Source organism: Blastococcus atacamensis (assembly GCF_002938425.1).
GTDB classification, from domain to species: domain Bacteria; phylum Actinomycetota; class Actinomycetes; order Mycobacteriales; family Geodermatophilaceae; genus Blastococcus; species Blastococcus atacamensis.
On sequence record NZ_POQU01000040.1, the window covers coordinates 1 to 25,350 of the forward strand.

A 25,350-nucleotide genomic window follows, 5' to 3' on the forward strand; every position below is an offset into this window, starting at 1 on the left:
AGATGTGTCTAAGAGGCAGACGCTCCCCCCGCCGGTGCCGGAGGTGCACCCGGGGAGGAGCGGTCGTGGGCGCATCGGGCCGGGACCACGTCGTCGAGTACCGGGGGGACCCGGCCACCGCCCTGCGGGAACTGCGCGAGGAGGTGCTGGCGTCGGGCGACTTCCTCTGGGAGGAGAACAGCGGCCGCTACCAGCTGCTGTTGTTCACCGACGGCCGGCGCACCCACATCGCCTTCTGGAGCGCGTCCGGCGACTGAACCGGGTCAGAACAGGCGCTGGGTCGGGTCGTCGGTGCCCTTGAGCACCGCATAGTCGACGGTCACGCAGTCGATGCCACGGTCGGCGGCCAGCACCCGCGCCTGCGGCTTGATCTCCTGGGCGGCGAACACCCCGCGCACGGGCGCCAGCAGCGGATCCCGGTTGAGCAGCTCGAGGTAGCGGGTCAGCTGCTCGACGCCATCGATCTCCCCGCGCCGCTTGATCTCCACGGCGACGACCTTGCCGTCGGCGTCCCGGCAGAGCAGGTCCACCGGCCCGATCGCCGTCGGGTACTCACGGCGGACCAGCGACCACCCGGCGCCGAAGGTCTCGACGTGCAGCGCCAGCAGGCGCTGGAGCTCCGCCTCGACGCCGTCCTTCTGCAGGCCCGGGTCGACCCCGAGCTCGTGGGCGTGGTCGTGCAGCACCTGCTCGATGCTGATGATGAGCTGCTCCCCGGCCTTGTTGGTCACCGTCCAGGTGCCCGCGCCGTCGGTGAGCTCCTCCTCGAGGCGGCAGGGCGGGCTCATCCAGTTCAACGGCTTGTAGGCGCGGTCGTCGGCGTGGATCGACACCGAGCCGTCGGCCTTGACCAGCAGCAGACGGGTCGCCATGGGCAGGTGGGCGGTGAGCCGGCCGATGTAGTCGACCGAGCAACGAGCGATGACCAGACGCACGGGCGCCGACGGTACCGGTCGGCCCCCACGCCTGCGCCGACCCGGGGATTCCGGAAGTAATCGGCCCGGAACGTGGTGTCGGACGCCACAGCGGGTCGAGAATGACACCGTGGAAGACGGCACCGGGCTGGACGGCGACTGGGTGCACTGGCTCCTCGACGCGGCCCGCAGCCGATTGGGCATGGACGTCGCCTGGGTCTCGCTCTTCACCGAGGGCCGTCAGCTGATCACTTCCGCCGTGGGCGACCTCGCGGCCATGAACGTGGTCGAGGGGATGAGCGCCCCGCTGGAGGGCTCGTACTGCGTGCGCGTGCTCAGCGGCCTCCTGCCACCCGTGGTCACCGGCGCGACCCGCGACCCCCGGACGCGCGACCTCGAGGTCACCGCCGACCTGAACATCGGCTCCTACGTCGGCGCCCCGGTGCGGGACGCCGACCACCGCCCGGTCGGGATGCTGTGCTGCGTCAGCCGCGACTCCGGCACGCACCTGGACGCCGATTCGGCACGGACGGTCGAACTGCTCGCCGACCTCATCAGCGACCACCTGCGCGGCGGTTCCGTGGCGGCCGCGCGCGACCTGGCGGCCCGGCGCGACCGCCTGCGCTCGTTCCTCGCCCGCGGCTCCGTCGTCACCCACCTGCAGCCGGTCGTGGACATGACCACCCACGACGTCGTCGGCCACGAAGCGCTCAGCCGCTTCCCCGGCTGGCAGGGTCCCGGCACGGCCGGCCTCTTCAGCGAGGCCGCCGCGGTCGGGCTCGGGGTGGAGTTGGAGGAGATCGCCGCGCGCGCCGCGCTGGAGGTGGCCCGGACGCTGCCGGCCGGCCTGACGCTTGCGGTCAACCTCTCCCCCGAGGCGCTGACCTGCGACACGGTGATGGACCTGCTCCTCGACCACCGCGACTGCGCCTTGGCCGTGGAGATCACCGAACACAGCCGGATCGACGACTACGCCGGCGTCCTGGTGTCCACCGAGCGGCTGCGGGCCTCGGGGATCGGCGTCAGCGTGGACGACGCCGGCACCGGCTACGCGAGTCTGCGGCACATCCTGCGGCTGCGACCCGACGTCATCAAGCTCGACATCGGCCTGGTCATGGGGCTGCAGGACGACCCCGCCCGCCAGGCGATGACCTCGGCGATGGTCGCGTTCGCCGGCGAGACGGGCGCCCGGCTCGTGGCAGAGGGCGTCGAGAAGGAGGCCGAGCGGGAGGCGCTGCTGTCCCGCGGCGTCCGCTACGGGCAGGGCTACCTGTTCGGCCGCCCCCGTCCGGCCTACGACCTCGTGGCGTGAGCGGCTCCGCTCTGCGCCGGGGCGCTGCCACCGGCGCACTGGTCCTGCTCCTCGGAGCCTGCACCGGCTCCGAGGCGGGTCGCGCTCCCGAGGGATCACCGGCCCCCCGACCCGAGGGCCCGGCGGCCGTCGTGCTGAAGGTCGAGGAGGTCGGCGGCTACGTGCCGGCCGCCTATGCCGTGGCACGCCTGCCCACCGTCACCGTGTACTCCGACGGCCGGGTGCTCACCCGCGCCCCCGGCCCGGCGCAGTTCCCGGAGCCCGCGATCACCGCCCTGCAGGTGCACCGCGTCGATCGGGAGGGCTTGCGGGAACTGGTGGAACTGGCCGTCGAGGCCGGGGTGACCGAGAGCGGTGACCTGGGCGCGCCGTCGGTCACCGATCTGCCCGACACCCGGTTCGAGCTGCACGCCGGCGCGCACGACGCCACCCGCCAGGTGTACGCGCTCGGCATCGGATCGGGCCCGGACCGCGACGGCCGCTACGGCCTGACGCCGGAGCAGGCGGACGCCCGCGAGCGGCTGTCGCGGCTGATCGAGCAGGTGCAGGACCTGCCCACCGGCCTCGAGGCCGGAGAGGTGAGCGGCCCGGAGCCGTACGCCGCCGATGCGGTCGCCGCCGTCGCCTCCGAGTACGTCGAGCCGGTGGACGACCAGCCCCGGGACCAGGCCTGGCCGGGACCACCCCTGGGGGCCGGCGACCCCGGCGTCGCCGAGTGCGTCCTGGTCACGGGCGACCAGGTCAGCACCGTGCTGGCGGCCGCCGCCTCCGCCACCGACCGCACCCCCTGGACGACGGCCGACGGCCGGCGGTGGTCGGTGCTGCTCCGCCCGCTGCTGCCGCACGAGTCCGGCTGCGATGACCTGCCGCGGGGATGACGCACGGGCCCGGACCTCCGAGGAGGTCCGGGCCCGCCCCCTGCAGGGCCCCGCCGCGAGCGTGCGAGCGGTGGGGGGCAAGGGTGTTCTTTCAGGCTGTGACGGGCCGGCGCAGGTCGGCGTCGACGCCGTCCTGCTCCTCCACCGTTGCCAGCGGCTCGACCGGCGAGGTCGAGTCGTACCGCTGGAGGTCGAGGATCCCCTCGCGCCTGGCCACGATGGTCGGGACCAGCGCCTGGCCGGCCACGTTCACCGCGGTGCGGCCCATGTCCAGGATCGGGTCGATCGCCAGCAGCAGGCCGACGCCGGCCAGCGGCAGACCCAGGGTCGACAGCGTCAGGGTCAGCATGACCACCGCACCGGTGACGCCGGCGGTCGCGGCCGAGCCGATGACCGACACCAGCGCGATGAGCAGGTAGTCGGTGATCGACAGGTCCACACCGAAGAACTGGGCGACGAAGATCGCCGCGAGCGCCGGGTAGATCGCGGCGCAGCCGTCCATCTTCGTCGTCGCGCCCAGCGGCACGGCGAACGAGGCGTAGGACCGCGGGACGCCGAGGTTCTGCTCGGTCACCCGCTCGGTCACCGGCAGGGCGCCGATCGAGGAGCGGGAGACGAAGGCGAGTTGGATGGCCGGCCACGCGCCGGCGAACCACCGCAGCGGCGAGAGGCCGTGGGCCTTGAGCAGCACCGGGTAGACGACGAACAGCACCAGGGCCAGGCCGGCGTAGACGGCACCGGCGAAGACGCCGAGCGAGCCGAGGGACTCCCAGCCGTAGCTGGCGACGGCGTTGCCGATCAGGCCGACGGTGCCGATGGGGGCCAGGAGGATGACCCACCACAGCACCTTCTGCACGATCGCCAGGGCGGAGCGGACGAAGCCCAGGAACGGCTCGGCGGCCGGACCGACCTTGAGGACGGCGACGCCGATGGCGATCGAGATGACGATCAGCTGCAGCACGTTGAACGACAGGCCCACCGAGCCGTCGCTACCGGCGGAGGCCTGCAGGCCGAGGATGTTGCCCGGGACGAGGCCGGTGAGGAAGTCCCACCAGCCGCCGGTCGTGGCCGGGGCCTCGGCGGCGGCCGCGTCGACCGAGCTGTTGCGGCCGGGCTGGGTGAGCAGACCCAGGCCGATGCCGATGGCGACGGCGATGAGTGCGGTGATGCCGAACCACAGCAGCGTCTGGCCGGCCAGGCGGGCGGCGTTGGACACCTGCTTGAGGTTGGCGATCGAGACGATGACGGCGGTGACGATCAGCGGCGGCACCAGCGCCTTGAGGAGCGCGACGAAGCTGCTGCCGATGGTCTGGAGGGTGCTGGTGAGCCAGTTCGGCGTCCCGTCGGAGACGGGGCCGAGCTCGCGGGCGGCGAGGCCGAGGGCCACGCCGACGACGAGCGCGAGGAGTACCTGTGCCGCGAAGGGCACACGGCGGAGACGAGCGAGCACGAAGGTTGGTCCGTTCAGGGAGGGGTCGGGCGGATCGGGGGTGGAGTCAGCCCCGACAGCGGCCCGCGGTGACGCGGCAGTGGTCGACGGTCCGCCGCCGCGTCAGGTCCCAGACGTTCTGCACGGGGTGATCAAGGGTCCCGGTGGGCCGGTTCTTCCCGACGTGCGGCGGCTCACCGCGAGCCGTCCCCTGATCGTGATCGCCGGGGACTGCACCGGGGCCATCGCCACTGCGCAGGGCCTCATCGCCGGCCAGCTGCCGGGCCGCCTCAGCAGCCTCTACGCGGCCATCCGCGGCTGGGCACCGAGGCCACCGTCGTCGTCGCCGGGTACCCGAGGGCGACGAGACCCGGCTCGACGGGCTGGCCGACCTGCTCAACGCCGTATCTCCACCGCCGCGTCCGCCGCGGGGCCGGCTTCGCCGATCCGACCACGGCCTTCCTCGGCCACGCCGTCTGCGACGACGTGGAGTGGGTCGACGGCCTGTCCGGCCCGATCGCCGAGGCATACCACCCGAACCGGCCCGGGCACTCCGCCGGTCACGCGCCGCTGGTCGGCACCCGGCTGACCGGCTCGACCGGGACGGCGACCGTGACGGTGCTGCGGACGGCCGAGGCGAGCCGGGGTCGACCTGACCAGCCGGGCGAGCATCGACGGTGCCGACGCGCGCTACGCGGCAGCGCAGGCGGCCGCGGGCTGACGCCGTCCGGGCCGGGGAGGGGATCGCCGCCTCCCCGGCCCGCTCCGTCAGACGGAGGCGGGGACCAAGGCGTCGAGGCCGTGGGCCTCGCGGACGACGTCCACGACCTGGCCCATGATGTCGTTCAGCCCGAAGTCCTTGGGCGTGAAGACCCGGGCCACGCCCTGCTCGCGCAGCCGGCGCGCGTCGCTGTCGGGGATGATCCCGCCGACGACGACCGGGACGTCGTCCAGACCGGCGTCCTTGAGTCCCTGGAGGACCGCGGGCACGACCTGCAGGTGCGAGCCGGACAGCACCGAGAGCCCGACGACGTGCACGTCCTCCTCGACGGCGGCGGACACGATCTGCGCCGGCGTGAGGCGGATGCCCTGGTAGATGACCTCGAACCCGGCGTCCCGGGCCCGCACGGCGATCTGCTCCGCACCGTTGGAGTGCCCGTCCAGGCCCGGCTTCCCGACCAGGAAGCGCAGCCGCCCGCCGATCTCCTCACCGGTGGCCCGCACCCGCTCGCGGACCCCGAGGAGGCTCTCGTCGGCCTCGCCGCCGCCGGACGCCGCGGAGACGCCGGTCGGTGCCCGGTACTCGCCGAAGACCTCGCGCAGCACCCCCGACCACTCCCCCGTCGTGACGCCGGCGCGGGCGCACTCCAGCGTCGCAGGCATGAGGTTCACGTCCGACGCCGCCGCCTCGCGCAGGGCGTCCAGCGCCTTCTGCACCGGCTCGGGGTCGCGCTCGGCGCGCCACGTCCGGACCGCCTCCTGGGCGGCGGCCTCCACGGCCGGGTCGACCGTCATGATCGCGGTGTCCAGGTCGGCGGTCAGCGGGTTGGGCTCGGTGGTGTCGAACCTGTTGACGCCGACGACGACGTCCTCACCGTTCTCCATGCGCCGGCGCCGCTCGGCCAGCGAGCCGACGAGCTGGCCCTTCATGTAGCCGGACTCGACCGCGGCCACGGCGCCGCCCATGTCCTGCACGCGGGCGATCTCGGCGCGGGCCCCCTCGAGGATGTCCGCGACCTTCTTCTCGACGACGACCGACCCGGTGAACAGGTCCTCGTACTCGAGCAGGTCGGTCTCGTAGGCCAGCACCTGCTGGAGCCGCAGCGACCACTGCTGGTCCCACGGCCGGGGCAGCCCGAGCGCCTCGTTCCAGGCCGGCAGCTGCACGGCGCGGGCGCGCGAGTCGCGGGACAGCGTGACCGCCAGCATCTCCAGCACGATCCGCTGCACGTTGTTCTCCGGCTGCGCCTCGGTCAGGCCCAGCGAGTTGACCTGCACGCCGTAGCGGAAACGGCGGTGCTTGGGGTCCTCGACGCCGTAGCGCTCCTTCGTCAGCTCGTCCCAGAGCTGGGTGAAGGCGCGCATCTTGCACATCTCCTCCACGAAGCGGACTCCCGCGTTGACGAAGAACGAGATGCGCGCGACGACCTCGCCGAACTTCTCCTGCGGCACCTGGCCGGAGTCGCGCACGGAGTCCAGGACGGCGATGGCGGTGCTGATGGCGTAGGCGATCTCCTGCTCCGGTGTCGCCCCGGCCTCCTGCAGGTGGTAGCTGCAGATGTTGATCGGGTTCCACTTCGGCATGGTCGTCACCGTGTAGGCGACCATGTCGGTGATCAGCCGCATCGAGGGAGCCGGCGGGAAGACGTAGGTCCCCCGCGACAGGTACTCCTTGATGATGTCGTTCTGGGTCGTGCCCGCCAGCTTGCTGACGTCGTGCCCGTGCTCCTCGGCGACGGCCTGGTAGAGCGCCAGCAGCCACATCGCGGTCGCGTTGATCGTCATCGACGTGTTCATCTCGTCGAGCGGGATGCCGTCGAAGAGCGCACGCATGTCGCCGATGTGCGTCACGGGGACGCCGACCTTGCCGACCTCGCCGACGGCGAGCTCGTCGTCGGGGTCGTAGCCGGTCTGCGTGGGCAGGTCGAAGGCGACCGAGAGACCGGTCTGGCCCTTGGCCAGGTTCCGGCGGTAGAGGGCGTTGGACTCGGCCGGCGAGGAGTGGCCGGCGTAGGTGCGCATGACCCAGGGGCGGTCGCGCTCCTTCGGCGATGAAGGGAACGGCATACCGGCGGAGTGTAGGGCTGTTACCGGCGAGTAGCAGCTCCGCCGTGGGGAGGTGTGCGGTGGCACACTCGATCGAGGGTCCACGAGGAGGTGCCGTGCCGTACGACGCAGCAGGGCCGCTGGTGGCGGTCGTCGTCCTGGCGCTGCTGGCGCTGTTCACCCGGTGGGCCTTCGGCGGCCGCCCGACAGCGGCGCCGTCCCGCGACGACGACGGGCTGCTCACACGGGTCGCGACGCTCGGCCGCCGCGAGTCGGCGCTCCAGCTGCGCGCCCTGCTCTCCGATGCCGGGATCCGCTCGACCGTCCGCTTCCCCGGCGCGCACCGCGCCGAGGTGCTGGTCTTCCCCGAGGACGCCGACCGGGCCCGCGCGCTCGCGGTCTCCTTCAGCAACGAGGAGTGATCACCCCGGGCGCTGGGTCCGCTCCACCTGGGCGCCCAGGCCGCGCAGCTGCTCGACGAAGTCCGGGTATCCGCGGTCCACGTGGTAGGCGTCCTGCACCTCGGTGACGCCGTCGGAGCACAGCCCGGCCAGGACCAGCCCTGCGCCGGCCCGGATGTCACTGGCCAGCACCGGCGCGCTGGAGAACCGCTCCCGGCCGCGGACGACGGCGTGGTGCCCGTCGATCCGGATGTCGGCACCCAACCGGACCAGCTCGTTGACGAACATGAACCGGCCCTCGAACACGTTCTCGGTGATCAGCGCGGTTCCGGTGGAGACCGCGGCCAGGGCCACGGCCATCGGCTGCAGGTCTGTCGGGAACCCCGGGAAGGGCAGGGTGACGACGTCGACGCACCGCGGCCGGTCGTCCATCGACACGTGCAGGCCGTCCGGCACCGACTCCACGCGCGCCCCGGCGTCGGTCAGCTTGTCCAGCGCCACGGTCAGGTGCTCGGCGACGGCCCGCTCGATGACGACGTCACCGCGGGTCATGACGGTGCCGATGGCCCAGGTGCCGGACACGATCCGGTCGGGCACGGTCGTGTACTCCACCGGGTCGAGCGACTCGACCCCCTCGACGGTGATCGTGGAGGTGCCCGCGCCGTCGATCCGCGCGCCCATCGCGGCGAGCATCCGGCACAGGTCGACGATCTCCGGCTCGCGCGCGGCGTTGTCGACCACCGTCGTGCCCTGCGCCAGGACGGCGGCCATCACCAGGTTCTCGGTGGCCCCGACGGAAGGGAAGTCCAGCCAGATGGAGGCGCCGGTCAGCCGAGGGGCGGTGGCGACCAGGAAACCGTGCTCGCTGATGATCGTGGCGCCGAGCCGCTCCAGCCCGGAGATGTGCATGTCGAGGCCGCGCGAGCCGATCGCGTCGCCCCCCGGGAGCGCCACGCGGGCCGAACCGCACCGCGCGACCAGCGGCCCGAGGACGTTGATCGACGCCCGCATGCGGCGGACGAGGTCGTAGTCCGTCTCGGTCGACGGCTTCTCGGGCACGTCGATCGTGAGCCGGCCGCCGCCACCGCTGCCGGGCGTGCGCTCGTAGGCGACCTCGCACCCGAGGCGGCGCAGCACCTCGCTCATGATCGTGACGTCGAGGATGTCGGGGACCTCGTCGATGGTCGACCGGCCGGTGGCCAGCAGGGTCGCCGCCATCAGCTTGAGCGCGCTGTTCTTCGCGCCGGTGACCCGGACACGTCCGGCCAGCCGCGCCCCGCCGGTCACCTCGAAGCAGTCCACCTGACCACCCTACGGGCCCTCGGGCGCCTTCCGTCCCGGGCGCGGACGACCCCGGCCTTAGGCTCCCCCCATGACCGTCCGGCTGACCCGCATCTACACGAAGACCGGTGACGCCGGTCAGACGCACCTCGGCGACATGAGCCGGGTCGCCAAGACCGACCCCCGGCTGGTCGCCTACGCCGACGTCGACGAGGCCAACAGCGTTCTCGGCGTCGCGCTGGCGCTGGGCCAGGTGGAGCCCGCCGTGGCGGAGCTGCTGCGCAGCATCCAGAACGACCTCTTCGACATCGGCGCCGACCTCTGCACGCCGATCGTGGCGAACCCGCCCTACCCGCCACTCCGGATCACCGCGGAGTACACCGAGCGGCTCGAGGCGGCCTGCGACACCTACAACGAGACGCTGCCCAAGCTGGCCAGCTTCATCCTGCCCGGCGGCACCCCCGCGGCGGCGCTGCTGCACCAGGCCCGCGTGGTGGTCCGGCGGGCCGAGCGCAGCGTGTGGGCCCTGCTCGAGGTCGAGCCGGAGCAGACCAACGCCGAGACCGCGCGCTACCTGAACCGGCTGTCGGACCTGCTCTTCATCCTGTCGCGGGTGGCCAACCCCGACGGCGACATCCTGTGGGAGCCGGGCGCGCACAGCGGCGTCCACGCCCAGCGGGCGGCGAGCAGCGGTACCTGATCCCCCCGCGCTCAGCTGGCCGGCGGGGCCGACTCCACCCAGGACAGGAAGCCGGTCAACGTCGAGGGCTCCATGGCCAGCTCCCGCGGCCCCTCCGCGGTGCTGCACTCGAGGACGACGACGTCGCCGGGCAGGGCGAGGTCGTCGCGACCCGCCGAACGTTGCGCGAGCACCCGGAACTCCGCCCGGCGGAGGCGGTGCTGGGGGCGGACCGACAGGGAGAGCGCCCGGTACCAGAGCAGGGCGTCCCCGCCGTACCAGGCGACGCCGACCGACCACCGGGGTGACCCCGCCGGGCGGAGCCACACGGTCACCGCGCCGAGGCCGGACAGCAGGAACCGTCGACGCAGCAGGAAGACGACGACGACGAGCAGCAGCAGGGCACCGAGCAGGATCAGCAGGACCGTGGTCATGCCGGACTACTTCCGCGCCCCGGCGAGGTCAGACGCTCTCGCCGACAGCCCTCAGGCGGGACTGCGCGCGGCGCAGCGCGGCCTGCGCCTCCGGGTCGTCGCGCTCGCCCTCGGCGCGACGCAGCGCCTCGCGGGCCCGCTCGGCGTCGATCTCGGTCGAGATCTCCGCGGTCTCTGCCAGGATCGAGACGCCGTGCTCGGTGATGGAGAGGAAGCCCCCGTGGGCGGCGACGACGAGGTCCTCGCCCTCGACCGTGCGGATCGTGACGACGCCGCCGTCGGCCAGCTGGCCCAGCATGGGCGCGTGGCCGGCCAGGATGCCGAGCTCGCCCTCGGTGGTGCGGGCGATCACGGTCGTGGCCTCACCGGACCAGATCTTGCGCTCGACGGCCACCAACTCGACCTGCAGGGTCGCCACGACACTCCTCTGGGTCCACCCCTCCACCATCGGAGGGAGCGGTGCGTTCGGTCCGCCGGCCCGGGAGCCGGCGAGGGATGGGTCCACAATAGCGGCGTGTCGCGGCGGGCACCGGTGCCGGGTCCGTGCGGCCGGGAACGTGCTGGAACGGTCGCGCTGCAGCGGCCCGGCCCGAGTGGGGGCGAGGAGCGCAGCGCAGCGGAGGTGCTTCGTCAGACGGAGCGGCGGTAGAGCAGGGTCCACCGGCCGACGCGCACCCACGGGTGGCGGACGCAGGTCGACGGCGCCCACCGGTCGGTGTCGAAACGGGGCTCGGAGACCGTGACCGGGGCGTACGGGGGCCAGGTCCAGTCGCGGCCGCCCCGCTCGGGGTTTCGCAGCACCGGGCTGTCCTTCTCCACGTCGCCCCTCGATCCAGCGCCCGATGCACGGGCGCGCCTGTGGGAATGGTCGGCAGGTGGCGGTCGGTTCCGCAGAGCGCCGAGGCCCGAATCACCCGATCAGGCGATGGGAAGGGTGATCCGGTCTGGGAACGGCGACGGCCGGGTCCCCCCGCGGGGGGACCCGGCCGTCGCCGTGAGTACTGCGGGGCTCAGGCCTTCTTGAGCTTGTCCGCGTTGCGCTCGAGGTCCTCGAGGCCACCGCACATGAAGAACGCCTGCTCCGGCACGTGGTCGTAGGTGCCCTCGGTGAGCGACTTGAACGCCTCGAGGGTCTCCGACAGCGGCACGAAGGAACCGGGCTGACCGGTGAAGGCCTCGGCGACGAACATGTTCTGCGAGAGGAAGCGCTCGATGCGCCGGGCACGGTTGACCGTGACCTTGTCCTCTTCGCCGAGCTCGTCGATGCCGAGGATGGCGATGATGTCCTGCAGCTCCTGGTAGCGCTGCAGGATCCGCTGCACCTCACGGGCGACCGAGTAGTGCTCCTGCCCGACGTACTGCGGGTCGAGGATCCGGCTGGTGGAGTCCAGCGGGTCGACGGCCGGGTAGATGCCCTTCTCCGAGATCGGACGGGAGAGGACCGTCGTCGCGTCGAGGTGGGCGAAGGTGGTGTGCGGCGCCGGGTCGGTGATGTCGTCGGCGGGCACGTAGATCGCCTGGAGCGAGGTGATCGAACGGCCTCGGGTCGAGGTGATCCGCTCCTGGAGCAGGCCCATCTCGTCGGCCAGCGTGGGCTGGTAACCCACGGCCGACGGCATGCGGCCCAGCAGGGTCGACACCTCGGAACCGGCCTGGGTGAAGCGGAAGATGTTGTCGATGAAGAGCAGGACGTCCTGGTTCTTCTCGTCGCGGAAGTACTCCGCCATCGTCAGCGCCGAGAGGGCCACGCGGAGACGCGTGCCCGGCGGCTCGTCCATCTGGCCGAACACCAGGGCGGTCGACTCGATGACGCCGGACTCGGTCATCTCCGTGATGAGGTCGTTGCCCTCGCGGGTGCGCTCGCCGACACCGGCGAACACCGACACACCACCGAACTCCTGGGCGACGCGACGGATCATCTCCTGGATGAGGACCGTCTTGCCCACGCCGGCGCCGCCGAACAGGCCGATCTTCCCGCCGGCCACGTAGGGCGTCAGGAGGTCGATGACCTTGATGCCGGTCTCCAGCATCTCGGTGCGGCCCTCGAGCTGGTCGAACCGCGGCGCGTGGCGGTGGATCGACCAGTGCGGTGCGTCCTCGCCGTAGCCGGGGGTGTCCAGGCAGTCGCCGAGGGCGTTGAACACGTGCCCGGTGACGGCGTCGCCGACCGGGACCATGATCGGGTTCCCGGTGTCGGACACCTCGGCGCCGCGGACGAGGCCGTCGGTCGGCGCCATCGAGATGGTGCGGACGACGTTCTCGCCCAGGTGCTGCGCGACCTCGAGGGTCAGGGTCTTGCTGAGGTCGGCCAGCGTGACGTCGACCTTCAGCGCGTTGAACAGGTCCGGCATCGCGTCGCGGGGGAACTCGACGTCGACGACCGGCCCGGTGACCCGCACGACGCGGCCGGTGGCCTGCGTCTGCGAGCTGGTCGGACGGTCCTCGGTGACGGTCATCTGTACTGCTCTCCTGCCCTGGGGCGTAGGGATGTGGAACGTGTGGTGGGTCAGTCGCCGGCGTTGGACGTGACCAGCGCGTCGGCACCGCCGACGATCTCGCTGATCTCCTGCGTGATCTCCGCCTGACGGGCCTGGTTGGCCTGCCGGGACAGGTTCTTCGCCAGCTCCTCGGCGTTGTCCGAGGCCGACTTCATCGCCCGGCGGCGGGAAGCGGACTCGGAGGCCGCTGCCTCGAGCATCGCCGCGTAGATCCGGGTGGTGATGTACTTCGGCAGCAGCGCGTCCAGCAGTCCCTCGGCCGAGGGCTCGAACTCGTAGGACGCCTGCAGCCCACCGTCGGCGGCGACGCCCCGCTCGCGGTCCTCGCGCTCGTAGTCGAACTCCTCGACCTCCTCGACCTCCAGCGGAGCCATCCGCTTGGCGACCGGGACCTGGGCGAGCAGCGACCGGAACTCGGTGAAGACGATGTGCAACTCGTCGACACCCTGGATGCCATCGGCGCCGGGGCCGCCGTCGGCGTCGTCCTCGCCGGCGGTGAACGCCTCGATGAGGGCGCGTCCCACCTCCTGAGCGTCCGAGTAGTTCGGCTGCTCGGAGAAGCCGGTGAAGGTGTCGGCCATCTCGCGGTCACGGAAGGAGTAGTAGCTCTCCCCCTTCCGGCCGACCACGTACAGCACCGGCTCCTTGCCCTCCTGGCGCAGCAGGGAGAGCAGCTCCTCGGTCCGCCGGAGCACGTTCACGTTGTACGAGCCCGCGAACCCACGGTCGGACGTGATGACCAGGACCGCCGCCCGGCGCGGGTTCTCCCGCTCCGACAGCAGCGGGTGGTCGAGGCTGGCCGAGGAGGCCAGCGCCGACAGGACCCGCGTGATCTCCCGGGCGTAGGGCTTGGACGCCTCCACCCGGGCCTGGGCGCGCACGATGCGGGCACCGGCGATCAACTCCTGAGCCGAGAAGATCTTCTTCGTCGACTGGGTGGAGCGGATGCGGCGCCGCAGCGCGCGGAGAGAGCCGGCCATGGGTCAGCTGCCCCGCTTGACCTGGACGCGCTCCTGGCCACGCTCCGAGGCGTCCATGGCCTGCGCCTCGGGCTCGTTGCTCGCCAGGGTCTCGCCGTCGCCGGTGGTGAACTGGCCGTAGAAGGTCTCCACGGCCCGCTCCAGGCTGCCCACGGTGTCGTCGTCGAGCTTCTTCGTCTCGCGGATGGTGTCGAAGATGACGTTGTCACCGCGCCCGATGAACTCGAGGAACTCGGACTCGAAGCGGCGCACGTCGGACACCGGCACCCGGTCCAGCTTGCCGGTCGTGCCGAGCCACAGGGAGACGACCTCGCGCTCGACCGAGTACGGCGAGTACTGCCCCTGCTTGAGCAGCTCGACCAGGCGCTGGCCGCGGTCCAGGGTGGCGCGGCTGGAGGCGTCGAGGTCGGAGGAGAACGACGAGAAGGCCTCCAGCTCGCGGTACTGCGCCAGGTCCAGGCGCAGCCGGCCGGCGACGGACTTCATCGCCTTGATCTGCGCGGAACCGCCGACGCGGGACACCGAGATGCCGACGTTGATGGCGGGACGGACACCGGAGTTGAACAGACCCGTCTCGAGGAAGATCTGCCCGTCGGTGATCGAGATGACGTTGGTCGGGATGTAGGCCGACACGTCGTTGCCCTTGGTCTCCACGAGCGGCAGACCGGTCATCGAGCCGGCACCCAGCTCGTCGGAGAGCTTGGCGCAGCGCTCCAGCAGACGGGAGTGCAAGTAGAAGACGTCGCCCGGGTAGGCCTCGCGGCCCGGCGGGCGGCGCAGCAGCAGGGAGACCGCCCGGTAGGCCTCCGCCTGCTTCGACAGGTCGTCGAACACGATGAGGACGTGCTTGCCCTCGTACATCCAGTGCTGACCGATGGCCGAGCCGGTGTAGGGAGCGATGTACTTGAAGCCGGCCGCCTCGGACGCGGGGGCCGCGACGATGGTCGTGTACTCCATCGCGCCGGCGTCCTCGAGGGCCGAGCGGATCGCCGCGATCGTCGAGCCCTTCTGGCCGACGGCGACGTAGATGCAGCGGACCTGCTGCGACGGGTCGCCGGTGGCCCAGGCTTCCTTCTGGTTGATGATCGTGTCGGTGACGATTGCGGTCTTGCCGGTCTGGCGGTCACCGATGACGAGCTGGCGCTGGCCGCGGCCGATCGGCGTCATGGCGTCGATGGCCTTGATGCCGGTCTGCATCGGCTCGTGCACCGACTGGCGCTGGACGACGGTGGGCGCCTGCAGCTCCAGGGCGCGGCGTCCGGTCGTCTCGATGGCGCCGCCACCGTCGATCGGGTTGCCGAGCGGGTCGACGACCCGGCCGAGGTAGCCGTCACCTACGGGCACGGAGAGCACCTCGCCGGTCCGGCGGACCTGCTGGCCCTCCTCGATGCCGGAGAAGTCACCGAGGATGACGACACCGACCTCGCGCACGTCGAGGTTCAGCGCCAGTCCACGCACACCGCTCTCGAACTCGAGCAGCTCGTTGGTCATGACCGAGGGCAGGCCCTCGACACGCGCGATGCCGTCACCGGCCTCGGTGACGATCCCGACCTCTTCACGGGATACGTCGGGCGAGTACTCGGTGACGTAGTTCTGGATGGCACTGCGGATCTCGTCTGCGGAGATCGTCAACTCGGCCATGGCTCGAAGTCCTCTTCCCTGCGGGGTCGTGTCTGTGGAGTGTGGGCGGTCAGCCGGCCAGCTGCCGTCGGGCAGCTTCCAGGCGGTGGGCGATCGTGCCGTCGATGACCTCGTCGCCCACCTGGACGAGAAGCCCGCCGAGCACCGTGGGGTCCACGGTCACGTGCAGTCCGATGGTCCGCCCGTAGAGACGGCCGAGCACCTCGATCAGCCGCTGCTCCTGAGCGGCCGTGAGGGCCGCCGCGGTGGTGACGCGGGCGATCGACTGCCCGCGGCGCCGGCTGGCGACATCGGAGAGCCGCTCGATCGCGACACCTGCCGTTCCGACGTGCGAGCCGGTCAGAACGTTCCGGAGCAGCTGCTCGGTGACCGGGCTGACCCGGCCGGAGAGCAGCCGGTCCAGGAGCGCCGACTTGCCCTCGGCGGAACCGGTGCGGTCGCTGAGGATCCGCGAGAGCGCCTGGTCGCCGGCGACGATCCGGCCGAATCGGAAGAGCTCGTCCTCCACGTCGTCCAGTTCGCCCCGGGCGTCGGCGGCGTCGAGCGCGGCCTCGGTGGCCAGCGTCATCGCCGCCTCGACGAGGTCGAGCGGGCGCGACCAGCGCTGCCGCACGGTGACCTCGACGATGTCGAGGGCCGCCGGCTGCAGCCGCGAGCCGAACAGGCGCTGAGCCAGGGCCGAACGCTCCTCCGCCTTGCCCGACGGGTCGGACAGTGCGCGGCGCAGCGTGGGCTGCGCCTGCAGGAGGCGGGCGACCGAGAACAGCTCGTCGGCCAGCCCGAGCAGTGCCTGACCGGCCGCTCCCTGGGTGCGCTCGGACAGGCGCTCGCGCGCCTGCTCGAGCGCCGCCCGGCTGGATGCCTCCATCAGCGGTTGCCCCCCGGCACGGCCACGGCGTCGCCGCGACCTTCCGTGGCGGACATCCCGTCGAGCTGGTCGAGGAACCGGTCGACCGTGCCCTGCCGGCGGGCGTCGTCGGCGAGGGACTCCCCGACCACGCGTCCGGCCAGGTCGACGGCGAGCGCGCCGATCTGCCCGCGCAGCTCGTTGACGACCTGCTGACGGGCCGAGGCGATCTGCTCCTCGCCGCGGGCGACGATGCGAGCCGACTCCTCCTGCGCCTGGGCGCGGAGCTCCTCGATGATCTGCTGCCCCTCGGCACGAGCGGCGTCGCGGATCTGCGCGGCCTCGTTGCGGGCCTCCGCCAGCTGCGCCCGGTACTGCTCGAGAGCGGCCTTGGCCTCGGCCTGCATGGCCTCGGCCCGCTCGATGCCACCCTCGATGGTGCGCTGGCGCTCGGCCAACATGGTCTCCAGGCGCGGGACCACGTACTTCTTGTACAGGAAGTAGAGGACGGCGAAGGAGATGATGCCGACGATCAGCTCACCGGGGTGCGGGATGACCGGGTAGGTGCTCTCCCAGAAGCCACCCTCGCCGCTCTCGGCGGCCAGGACTGCGGCCGCGTTGTCGATCGCGCCCATCAGATCTGCTCCTTACGGTCCTCGGTCACGAGAAGACGAACGCCAGGGCGATGCCGAAGATGGCCAGCTGCTCGCAGAGCACGAAGCCCAGGATGGCGATGGTCTGCAGCACGCCGCGGGTCTCGGGCTGACGCGCCACGCCGCTCACGTAGGCAGCGAAGATCAGGCCGATGCCCACACCCGGGCCGATGGCCGACAGGCCGTAGCCGATGATCGCGAGATTGCCTTCCATGGGTGTTTCCGTTCCTCTCGTCGGTCTGTGCGGCCGGGGTGGCGCACATCGGTGGTGCAGTTCCGGGGCCGAGGCCCCGCGGACTCAGTGGTCGTCCGCGTAGACCTCGGCGATGTAGATCGAGGCCAGCAGGATGAAGACGTAGGCCTGCAGGAACGCGATCAGGATCTCGAACGCGGAGAACAGGAAGAACATCAGGAAGGCCGGGATCGAGATGACCCGCAGCAGGCCCTCGCCGTGCAGCAGGAAGTACTCCCCACCCAGCGCGAAGAGCAGCAGCAGGATGTGTCCGGCGAACATGTTGCCGAAGAGCCGCAGCGTGAGGGTGACCGGGCGCGTGATCAGGAACGTCACGAGCTCGAGCACGAAGACGACCGGGACGACCCACCAGGGCAGGCCGCTCGGGACCAGGTTCTTGAGGAAGCCCACGATCCCGCGGCGGCGGACGCCGGCGACCAGGTAGACGACGTAGACCCCGAGCGCGAGGGCGAGCGGGAAGCCGATCCGGCTCATCGTGGGGAACTGGACGGGCGGGATGATGCCCATCAGGTTGTTCACCAGGATGAGCGTGAACAACGTGAACAGCAGCGGGATGTAGGGCTTGAAGTGCGCCGACCCGATGATGTCGCGGCCGATCGAGTTGCGGACCAGGCCGTACATGCCCTCGAGGCGGAACTGGCCGCGCCCCGGGACGACGGACAGGCGGCGGGTGACCGCCATCATGACGACCGCGAGGCCGATGGTGACCAGCACCATGACGACCATGGACCGGGTGAGGGCGAAGGCGCCCTCCCCGACGAGCGGCTGCCAGAAATCGGGCGCACTCGGCGGGACGAACTCCTCGGCGGCCGAGACCTCGGTCGTCACTACTCAGCCTCCGTCAGGAACTGCTTCGGTTGGGTGCGGGTCTGGGGCCCGGAGAACGGATGCGCGCGCACGGCGCGGTGCGTCACCCTCACGGACCGGGGTCACTGTAACGGACCCAGATGCTGAAGATCGCGGCGGCCATCCCCAGCACCAGGGCCACGGGCAGCACCCACACCTGGTCGGTGGCCTCACTGACCCACCAGGCGGGCAGCCCGAAGACGAGCATCGCGGAGAGCAGGGTGCCCAGGGCGTCCCATCCCTCGCGCAGGTGCTGCCCCGCGACCATCTGGTGGTGCACCGGCGGCGACGTCTCGTGACGCTCGCCGGTGCCGTCGGTCACGACCGGACCTCGGAGGACGGTTCGTCGTAGATGTAGGTCTTGACCCGCGTGAACGCGACGATCTCCCCGATCGTGCCGGCCAACGACACCACGACCGCCGTCACCGCGAAGGCGATCGGCGAGAGCCAGTCGGCGTTCCGGAAGAGGACGAGGAAGACCCCGAGCAGCATGACCTTGAAGAAATAGCTGACCATCGCGCCCATGAAGACCACGCGCGGGTCCAGGCCCGCCATCTTCCGCAGGATGAGCATGGTCGAGACCGTGCTCAGGACGACGAGGGCGGAGGCGAGGGCACTGCCGGCCAACCCGAGCGAGCCGTCGACCAGCGTGAACACCACGATCGCGGCGACGGCGACGGCGATCGAGGGGACTGCGCCACCGCGGAGCATGGCGCCGTAGGGGTCGGGTCTGGCTGCGGCCCGGGGCTCAGGAGTCACGCCTCACGGTATCCGGCCTGCCGGGGCGCGTGGCAGGCAGCGGGGTGCCGCACACCCCCGCGAGGGTCATCGTCGCCTCGGTGACGACCCGACCTCCGGCCTCCGGAGACGAGACGTGGGGTGGTCGGCGCGGCTCTTCTGCCGCTGTGCCTCGAGCTCGGCGGCGCGGGCCTCGCGGGCCGCCCGCCGGGCCCGGGGGCTCAGCACGACGACGACGCCCACCACCAGCAGCACCGCGATGACCACGAGGAGCTCGGCCCGCCCCCCGGTGATGGACAGCCCCACGGCACCGAAGGAGAGCAGCGCGGCCCAGAAGTACATGACCAGCACCGCACGCCGGTGGGAGTGGCCGATCGAGAGCAGCCGGTGGTGCAGGTGCATCTTGTCCGGGGCGAAGGGCGACCGTCCGCGCAACGTCCGCCGGAACACCGCCAGCACCAGGTCGGTGAACGGGATGAAGAGGACCGCGACCGGCACCAGCAGCGGCAGGGTGAGGGGCAGCAGGCTGGCCGCCGACCCGAAGGACTGGGCGTCCACTCCCCCTGTGGCGCTCACCGCCGCGGCCGACAGCATGAGGCCGACGAGCATCGACCCCGAGTCGCCCATGAAGATGCGGGCCGGGCTGAAGTTGTGCGGCAGGAAGCCCAGGCAGGCGCCGGCGAGCACGGCGGTGATCAGCGCCGGTGCGCTGGCCGATTCCACGTAGCCGTCCAGGGCCAGGCTGTAGCTGTAGGCGAAGAAGGCCAGCGCCGCGATCGCCGAGACGCCCGCCGCCAGGCCGTCCAGCCCGTCGATGAAGTTCAGCGCGTTGACCGCCAGGACCGTCAGCAGGATGGTCGCCGGCACGCCGACGTCCGGTCCGAGCGAGATCGTCCCGATGTCCGCGACCGGCAGGAAGACGTAGGCCAGCTGGACGCCCAGCAGCACCATCACCCCGGCCGCGGCGATCTGCCCGGTGAGCTTCGTGAGGGCGTCGAGGCCCCACTTGTCGTCGAGCACACCGAGCAGGCAGATCAGCCCGCCCGCCACGAGGACGGCGTAGGCCTGCGAGTCGTCGAACGTGCGCTGCAGGTTCGGCAGCCGCGAGGCCACCAGGATGGCCGCCACGACTCCCAGGTACATCGCCATGCCGCCGCCCCGCGGCGTCGGGATGACGTGCACGTCGCGCTCGCGCGGCGCGGCCATCATCCGCAGCCGGATCGCCGCCATCCGCACCACGGGGGTGGTCAGGAAGGTGACCAGCGCGGCGGTGAGGAGGACGACGACGTATTCGCGCACGGCTCAGCTGGTCCGTGCGGGCTCGGGGTACGCGGGATGGGCGCCGACGAGCTCGCGGACCCCCGCGGCCACCTCCGCCGTCCGGCTGCCGTCGGCGTCCCGGATCGCGGTGCCGATGAGCGAGGCGATCGACGTCATGTCCGGCTCGGTCATCCCCTGGGTCGTGACCGCGGGGCTGCCGACCCGGATGCCCGACGCGACCGACGCCGGCTGCGGGTCGTAGGGGATCGCGTTCTTGTTCAGCACGATGCCCGCGGCGCCGCACCGGGCCTCGGCCTCGGCGCCGCTCACGCCGGTCTGCTGCAGGTCCAGGAGCGCGAGGTGGGTGTCGGTGCCGCCGGCGACCGGCCGCAGCCCCTCGGCCGCCAGCCCCTCGGTCAGCGCCTGGGCGTTCGCGACGACCTGGCGCGCGTAGGCCTGGTACGCAGGCGCGAGGCACTCCTTGAAGTTCACCGCCTTGGCGGCGACGGCGTGCATCAGCGGGCCACCCTGCATCATCGGGAAGGCCGACTTGTCGATCGCCTTGGCGTGCTCGGCCTTGCAGACGATGGCTCCGCCGCGGGGCCCGCGCAGCACCTTGTGCGTGGTGAAGGTGACGACGTCGGCGTAGGGCACCGGGCTCGGGATCGCCTTGCCGGCGACCAGGCCGATGAAGTGCGCGGCGTCGACCATGAAGATCGCGCCCACCTCGTCGGCGATCTCGCGGAAGGCCGCGAAGTCGATCAGCCGCGGGATCGCCGAGCCCCCGGCGACGATGAGTTTGGGCCGGTGCTCGCGCGCCAGGTCGCGCACCTGGTCGTAGTCGATGTGCTCGGTCTTCTCGTCCACGCCGTACTGCACGGCGTTGAACCACTTGCCGCTGAAACTGACCTTCGTGCCATGGGTCAGGTGACCACCGTGCGGCAGCGCCATGCCCAGGAAGGTGTCGCCTGGTGAGAGGAAGGCGCCGTAGGCGGCCAGGTTGGCGTTCGCCCCGGAGTGCGGCTGCAGGTTCGCGTGCTCCGCGCCGAACAACTCCTTGGCCCGTGCGATGCCGATCTCCTCGGCGCGGTCGACGACCTCGCAGCCGCCGTAGTAACGCCGTCCGGGGTAGCCCTCGGCGTACTTGTTCGACAGCGTGCTGCCCAGCGCTGCCAGCACGGCGGGGCTGGTGAAGTTCTCGCTGGCGATCAGCTGCAGCCCGCCCCGGAGCCGGCCGAGCTCGTCGGTGACCACCCCGGCGATCTCGGGGTCGAGTGCGGCCAGGGCGTCGAAGTCCGGGCCCCAGTAGGGCGTGCTCATCTCGGTCGCACTCCAGAACGTCGGTGCGGGCGCCCGCGGTACCCGGGCTCGGGGGTTCGCGGCGGTCAGGCAACCACTATGACACTGTGCGGGCGCTAGTCCGTGATCTCGGGGACGATCTCGCGCAGCCGGTCCACGGGGATCGCGCCGACGCGCAGGACACGCGGGATGGGACCGGTGCAGTCGACGATCGTGCTCGCCGCCGAGCTGTCCCGCGGGCCGCCGTCCAGCACCACCGCGGCGTGCGGACCCAGCTGCTGGTCGGCCTCCTGAGCGCTGGTCGCGGCCGGGCGGCCGGAGCGGTTGGCGCTGGAGACCGCGAGCGGACCGGTGCGGCGGAGCAGATCGCGGGTCAGGTCGTCGTCGGGGAGGCGGACGGCGACGGTGCCCTCGGCGTCGCCGAGGTCCCAGGCCAGCGAGGGCGCGTGCTCCACGACGAGGGTGAGCCCGCCGGGCCAGAACTCCTGGGCCAGCCGGGTGGCGACGGGCGGCACGTGCAGGACCAACCCGGCCAGCGTCGAGGCCTCCCCGATGAGCACCGGCACCGGCATGCCGCGTCCGCGGTTCTTCGCGGCCAGCAGCCGGGTCACGGCGGCCGGGGCGAAGGCGTCGGCGGCCACGCCATAGACGGTGTCGGTGGGCAGCAGGACCAGCTCGGAGCGGGCGATCGCCGCGGCGGCGGCGTCCAGTCCCGCGGTCCGCGCCTCGGGGTCGGAGCAGTCGTAGATGTCGGCCACGGGTGCCGAGTCTGTCATCGGCCCGGCGGTGCCCCGCAGGCCGGCGTCAGTCCTCGCCGTCCCGGTCCTCGTTCCCGCGCTCCTCGTCCTGCTCCTCCCGCTTCTGCTGCTTCTCCTCCTCCTTCTGCTGCCTCTCCTCCTCCTTCTGCTGCCGCTCCTCGGCCTTCGTGCCCTGGCCCTCGTCGCCGCCGGAGGGCTCGACCGGCGCCGGAGCCGGCGCGGGGACGACCACGGGCGGCACGGCGTAGCTCACCCGCACCAGGTCGTCGGCGGCCAGCGTTCCGACCGGGTCGACGGCGGTGACCTGTCCGGCCGGCAGGCCGGCCACCTCGACCGGGTCGAGCTCGACGCGCAGACCACGACCGATGAGCTCGGCCTGGACCTCGGCGACCGGCCGCCCCACCAGGTCGGCGACGGTGACCTCGATCCCGGGCGGAGGGGCAGGAGCAGAGGAGGGGGCGGTGCGCCCGGACGACGGGGACCCGGAGCCGCCGCCGAGCACGGTGGCGAGGACCGCCACGGCGAGGACGGCGACCACGGCGGCCGCCAACCCGGGGATCAGCCACCGCCGTCGCCGGCCCTCCGGTGCCCCGGCGCCGGCCATCGGGCGTGTGCCTGGACCGGGGAAGGGCAGCACGGCGGTGGCCGCCTGCCGCGAAGGGGAGGTGGGCAGCCCCGCGACGAGCCGGGCAGCGGCGTCGCGCAGCGCGGCACCGTCGGGATGGCGGGCCGCGGGGTCCTTGGCCATGGCCCGCTCGACGAGCGCCCGCACACCGGCCGGGACGCTCGCCGGCAAGGGGGCCGGCTCGTCCCGGATGTGCATCACGGCGATCTGGACCGGGTTGTCGGCCTCGAAGGGACGACGCCCCGCCAGGCACTCGTAGGCGACGGCACCCAGCGCGTAGACGTCGCTGGCGGGGGTCGCCTGACCACCCGCCGCCTGCTCCGGCGAGAAGTAGTGCGCCGTGCCGATGACCTGGCCCGTGCCGGTGACCGCGGCGCTGGAGGCCGACCGCGCGATGCCGAAGTCGGTGATCTTCACGGTGCCCTGCGGCGTGACCAGGATGTTGGCCGGCTTGATGTCGCGGTGCACGATCCCGGCCGCGTGGGCCGCGGCGAGCCCGTCGGCGACCTGGCGCAGGACGTCGACGGTCCGGGCGGCGTCCAGGCGGTGCTCCCGGGCGAGGACGTCGGCCAGCGACTCCCCGTCGACCAGCTCCATCACCAGGTAGGCCGATGACAGGGTGCCCGCGCTCGCCGGGATCTCGCCGTAGTCGAAGACCGCGGCGATGTGTGGGTGGGTCAGGAGAGCCGCGTGCTGGGCCTCGGCCCGGAACCGCGTCAGGAATGCGGGATCCCCGGCGTACTGGTCGCGCAGCACCTTCACCGCCACCGGACGGTCGAGCAGTGTGTCGTGCCCGCGCCACACCTGGCCCATGCCGCCGCCGGCGATCAGCGATGTCAGCCGGTAACGGTTCGCGAGCAGGTCCGGGTGCGCGTGCATCAGACCTCCGTGCGGCGAGCGGTGGTGAACCTGGGCCGGCCGGCGAGGTCCACGTGGTCCTCCACGTCGGTGAAGGCGCCGTGCGCCCGCACCAGCGCGGGCAGCGCGGTCCCCTGCTGGTCGGCGTGCTCGATACCCAGGTGCCCGCCGGGTCGCAGCAGCCGCGCGGCCACGGACAGCATGCCCCGCACCACGTCGAGGCCGTCCGGACCGCCCCACAGCGCCAGCGGCGGGTCGTGGTCGGCGACCTCGCGCGGAACGCGGGCGCCGTCGGGCACGTAGGGCGGGTTGGAGACGACGACCTCGACCCGCCCGTCGAGCTCGCCCAGCAGCGCCGGGTCGGTCATGTCGCCCATCACGACACCGACCGGGGTGTCGTGGCCGACCCGGGCCAGGGCATTGTGCCGGGTCCACTCGATGGCTCCGGGATCGCGCTCGACCGCCGTCACGCGGGCACCGGGGTGCTCGTGCGCGATCGACAGCGCGATGGCGCCCGAGCCGCTGCCGAGGTCCACGACGATCGGGCCGTCGAGCCCCGTCAGACGCTCCAGCGCCCACTCCACCAGCAGCTCGGTCTCCGGCCGCGGGACGAAGACCCCGGGTCCGACGGCGAGTTCGAGGTGCCGGAAGGCGGCGCGGCCGGTGAGGTGCTGGAGGGGCACCCGGTCGGCACGCTGGTCGAGCAGTGCCGCGAAGCGGGCCGCGGCGTCGTCGTCGACCTCGTCGAGGGTGAACAGGCCCGCGCGCGTTCGGCCGACCACGTGTCCCAGCAGCAGCTCGGCGTCGACCCGCGGCGACTCCACCCCCGCGTCGGCCAGCCGCCGCGTGGCCTCGGTGATCAGGTTCCGGACGTTCAGGAGCCGGCCGCCAGCAACTCGGCGGTGTGCGCGCTGACCAGGGCGTCGATCACCGCGTCCAGGTCACCGTCGATGACCTGGTCGAGGTTGTGCGCCTTGTAGCCGACGCGGTGGTCGGCGATCCGGTTCTCCGGGAAGTTGTAGGTGCGCACCCGCTCGCTGCGGTCCATGGTGCGCACCTGGCTGCGCCGCTGGTCGCTGGCGACGGCGGCCGCCTCCTCGCGTGCGGCGGCCAGCAGCCGGGAGCGCAGCACCCGGAGTGCGGACTCCCGGTTCTGCAGTTGGCTCTTCTCGTTCTGCGAGCTGACCACGATGCCGCTGGGAAGGTGGGTGATGCGGACGGCGGAGTCGGTGGTGTTCACGCTCTGCCCGCCGGGGCCCGAGGATCGGAAGACGTCGATGCGCAGATCGTTCGGGTCGACGGTGACGTCGACCTCCTCGGCCTCCGGCAGCACCAGGACGCCGGCCGCGGACGTGTGGATCCGACCCTGGCTCTCGGTCACCGGCACCCGCTGCACCCGGTGCACGCCGCCCTCGAACTTCAGCCGCGACCAGATCCCTTCGTCGGTGCGGGACTTGATCGCGACGGCGACGTCCTTGTACCCGCCGAGCTCGGCGTCGACGGCGTCCAGGACCTCGGTCGACCAGCCGCGGCGCTCGGCGTACCGGAGGTACATGCGCAGCAGGTCGCCGGCGAAGAGCGCGGACTCCGCACCCCCCTCCCCTGCCTTGATCTCGAGGATGACGTCCTTGTCGTCGTCGGGGTCCTTGGGCAGCAGCTGCTCGCGCAGCCGGCCGGTGAGCTCGTCGATCCGCTGCTCCAGCGCGGTGGCCTCGGCGGCGAAGGACGCGTCCTCTGCGGCGAGCTCCCGGGCGGCGCTCAGGTCGTCGCGCGCCTGGTCGAGCCCGCGGGCGGTCTCCACCAGCGGGGCCAGCTGGGCGTAGCGCCGCGCCATGCGGCGGGCGCGCGACTGGTCGGCGTGCACCGCCGGATCGGCCAGCTCCTGCTCGAGGCGCGCGTGCTCGGCGAGCAGCCCGGCCAGCCGATCGGCCGCCGTCGTCTCGCTGCTGCTCACTGGAGTTCCTCCCGCATGGTCCGGACATGACGACGGCGCCCGCCCC

The 25,350-nt window shown here is 72.2% G+C and carries 27 protein-coding genes; 5 read left to right on the plus strand and 22 right to left on the minus strand.

Annotated elements, in window-relative coordinates:
* The first annotated feature begins 65 nt into the window (after positions 1–65).
* Positions 66–257, plus strand: a complete 192-nt coding sequence (locus C5508_RS11080; RefSeq protein WP_104525005.1) for a hypothetical protein — start codon at positions 66–68, stop codon at positions 255–257.
* 6 nt (positions 258–263) lie between these two features.
* Here C5508_RS11080 and nucS read toward each other — a convergent pair whose 3' ends face one another.
* The gene (gene nucS / locus C5508_RS11085; RefSeq protein ID WP_104525035.1) at positions 264–935 is read right to left on the minus strand and encodes an endonuclease NucS; all 672 of its coding nucleotides are present in this window, start codon (positions 933–935) and stop codon (positions 264–266) included.
* A gap of 109 nt (positions 936–1,044) precedes the next feature.
* Between nucS and C5508_RS11090 the strand changes: the two genes are divergently transcribed.
* Together C5508_RS11090 and C5508_RS11095 are read left to right on the plus strand one after the other, a co-directional pair.
* Positions 1,045–2,226, plus strand: coding sequence for a sensor domain-containing phosphodiesterase (locus tag C5508_RS11090; RefSeq protein WP_198598025.1), 1,182 nt, complete (start codon positions 1,045–1,047; stop codon positions 2,224–2,226).
* Positions 2,223–3,104, plus strand: a complete 882-nt coding sequence (locus C5508_RS11095; protein WP_104525007.1) for a hypothetical protein — start codon at positions 2,223–2,225, stop codon at positions 3,102–3,104. Before C5508_RS11090 ends, C5508_RS11095 begins: the two co-directional genes overlap by 4 nt.
* Positions 3,105–3,195: 91 nt before the next feature.
* On the opposite strand, the gene C5508_RS11100 is transcribed toward C5508_RS11095, so the two are convergent.
* Both C5508_RS11100 and C5508_RS11105 read right to left on the minus strand, forming a co-directional pair.
* Positions 3,196–4,554, minus strand: coding sequence for a dicarboxylate/amino acid:cation symporter (locus C5508_RS11100; protein WP_104525008.1), 1,359 nt, complete (start codon positions 4,552–4,554; stop codon positions 3,196–3,198).
* Between the two features lie 747 nt (positions 4,555–5,301).
* The gene (locus tag C5508_RS11105; RefSeq protein WP_104525009.1) at positions 5,302–7,320 is read right to left on the minus strand and encodes a protein meaA; all 2,019 of its coding nucleotides are present in this window, start codon (positions 7,318–7,320) and stop codon (positions 5,302–5,304) included.
* A gap of 95 nt (positions 7,321–7,415) precedes the next feature.
* On the opposite strand from C5508_RS11105, the gene C5508_RS11110 reads away from it, so the two are divergent.
* Positions 7,416–7,721 carry a hypothetical protein gene (locus C5508_RS11110; protein ID WP_104525010.1) on the plus strand — a complete coding sequence of 102 codons (306 nt, stop codon included), beginning with the start codon at positions 7,416–7,418 and terminating at the stop codon, positions 7,719–7,721.
* Here the strand turns inward: C5508_RS11110 and murA are convergent, their stop codons facing one another.
* On the minus strand, positions 7,722–9,002 hold the full coding sequence (gene murA, locus C5508_RS11115) for a UDP-N-acetylglucosamine 1-carboxyvinyltransferase (RefSeq protein ID WP_104525011.1): 1,281 nt from the start codon (positions 9,000–9,002) through the stop codon (positions 7,722–7,724).
* Between the two features lie 70 nt (positions 9,003–9,072).
* On the opposite strand from murA, the gene C5508_RS11120 reads away from it, so the two are divergent.
* The gene (locus tag C5508_RS11120; RefSeq protein WP_104525012.1) at positions 9,073–9,681 is read left to right on the plus strand and encodes a cob(I)yrinic acid a,c-diamide adenosyltransferase; all 609 of its coding nucleotides are present in this window, start codon (positions 9,073–9,075) and stop codon (positions 9,679–9,681) included.
* A gap of 11 nt (positions 9,682–9,692) precedes the next feature.
* Here C5508_RS11120 and C5508_RS11125 read toward each other — a convergent pair whose 3' ends face one another.
* The 18 genes from C5508_RS11125 to prfA all read right to left on the minus strand — a co-directional run bounded on the left by C5508_RS11125 (position 9,693) and on the right by prfA (position 25,304).
* Positions 9,693–10,094, minus strand: coding sequence for a DUF2550 domain-containing protein (locus C5508_RS11125; protein ID WP_104525013.1), 402 nt, complete (start codon positions 10,092–10,094; stop codon positions 9,693–9,695).
* 28 nt (positions 10,095–10,122) lie between these two features.
* Entirely contained in the window at positions 10,123–10,512 is a 390-nt protein-coding gene (locus C5508_RS11130) for a F0F1 ATP synthase subunit epsilon (protein ID WP_104525014.1), read from the minus strand.
* Positions 10,513–10,724: 212 nt separating this feature from the next.
* Positions 10,725–10,895, minus strand: coding sequence for a hypothetical protein (locus C5508_RS11135; protein ID WP_157944071.1), 171 nt, complete (start codon positions 10,893–10,895; stop codon positions 10,725–10,727).
* A gap of 209 nt (positions 10,896–11,104) precedes the next feature.
* Positions 11,105–12,550: a F0F1 ATP synthase subunit beta gene (gene atpD / locus C5508_RS11140; protein WP_104525016.1), complete on the minus strand. Its 1,446-nt coding sequence runs from the start codon at positions 12,548–12,550 to the stop codon at positions 11,105–11,107.
* A gap of 50 nt (positions 12,551–12,600) precedes the next feature.
* The gene (locus tag C5508_RS11145; protein WP_104525017.1) at positions 12,601–13,572 is read right to left on the minus strand and encodes a F0F1 ATP synthase subunit gamma; all 972 of its coding nucleotides are present in this window, start codon (positions 13,570–13,572) and stop codon (positions 12,601–12,603) included.
* Positions 13,573–13,575: 3 nt separating this feature from the next.
* The gene (atpA, locus tag C5508_RS11150; protein WP_104525018.1) at positions 13,576–15,213 is read right to left on the minus strand and encodes a F0F1 ATP synthase subunit alpha; all 1,638 of its coding nucleotides are present in this window, start codon (positions 15,211–15,213) and stop codon (positions 13,576–13,578) included.
* Positions 15,214–15,262: 49 nt separating this feature from the next.
* The gene (locus C5508_RS11155; RefSeq protein ID WP_104525019.1) at positions 15,263–16,081 is read right to left on the minus strand and encodes a F0F1 ATP synthase subunit delta; all 819 of its coding nucleotides are present in this window, start codon (positions 16,079–16,081) and stop codon (positions 15,263–15,265) included.
* Positions 16,081–16,695 carry a F0F1 ATP synthase subunit B gene (locus C5508_RS11160; protein WP_104525020.1) on the minus strand — a complete coding sequence of 205 codons (615 nt, stop codon included), beginning with the start codon at positions 16,693–16,695 and terminating at the stop codon, positions 16,081–16,083. The genes C5508_RS11155 and C5508_RS11160 overlap by 1 nt, the downstream gene beginning before the upstream one ends.
* A 25-nt stretch (positions 16,696–16,720) precedes the next feature.
* A complete protein-coding gene (locus tag C5508_RS11165) occupies positions 16,721–16,927 on the minus strand; it encodes an ATP synthase F0 subunit C (RefSeq protein ID WP_104525021.1) in 207 nt (68 codons plus the stop codon).
* Between the two features lie 84 nt (positions 16,928–17,011).
* On the minus strand, positions 17,012–17,794 hold the full coding sequence (gene atpB / locus C5508_RS11170) for a F0F1 ATP synthase subunit A (protein ID WP_198598026.1): 783 nt from the start codon (positions 17,792–17,794) through the stop codon (positions 17,012–17,014).
* 88 nt (positions 17,795–17,882) lie between these two features.
* Entirely contained in the window at positions 17,883–18,134 is a 252-nt protein-coding gene (locus C5508_RS11175) for a hypothetical protein (RefSeq protein WP_104525022.1), read from the minus strand.
* On the minus strand, positions 18,131–18,571 hold the full coding sequence (locus tag C5508_RS11180) for a hypothetical protein (protein WP_157944072.1): 441 nt from the start codon (positions 18,569–18,571) through the stop codon (positions 18,131–18,133). Before C5508_RS11180 ends, C5508_RS11175 begins: the two co-directional genes overlap by 4 nt.
* Positions 18,572–18,637: 66 nt before the next feature.
* Positions 18,638–19,849, minus strand: coding sequence for a glycosyltransferase family 4 protein (locus tag C5508_RS11185; protein WP_104525024.1), 1,212 nt, complete (start codon positions 19,847–19,849; stop codon positions 18,638–18,640).
* Positions 19,850–19,852: 3 nt separating this feature from the next.
* Positions 19,853–21,130 (minus strand): serine hydroxymethyltransferase, encoded by a 1,278-nt coding sequence (locus tag C5508_RS11190; RefSeq protein WP_104525025.1) that lies wholly within the window; start codon positions 21,128–21,130, stop codon positions 19,853–19,855.
* 95 nt (positions 21,131–21,225) lie between these two features.
* Positions 21,226–21,867 (minus strand): L-threonylcarbamoyladenylate synthase, encoded by a 642-nt coding sequence (locus C5508_RS11195; protein ID WP_198598027.1) that lies wholly within the window; start codon positions 21,865–21,867, stop codon positions 21,226–21,228.
* Positions 21,868–21,913: 46 nt separating this feature from the next.
* Entirely contained in the window at positions 21,914–23,371 is a 1,458-nt protein-coding gene (locus C5508_RS11200; RefSeq protein ID WP_104525027.1) for a protein kinase domain-containing protein, read from the minus strand.
* Positions 23,371–24,228, minus strand: coding sequence for a peptide chain release factor N(5)-glutamine methyltransferase (gene prmC, locus C5508_RS11205; RefSeq protein ID WP_104525028.1), 858 nt, complete (start codon positions 24,226–24,228; stop codon positions 23,371–23,373). Before prmC ends, C5508_RS11200 begins: the two co-directional genes overlap by 1 nt.
* Complete coding sequence (gene prfA, locus C5508_RS11210) at positions 24,225–25,304, minus strand: peptide chain release factor 1 (RefSeq protein ID WP_104525029.1); 1,080 nt, start codon at positions 25,302–25,304, stop codon at positions 24,225–24,227. Before prfA ends, prmC begins: the two co-directional genes overlap by 4 nt.
* Between the last annotated feature and the right edge of the window lie 46 nt (positions 25,305–25,350).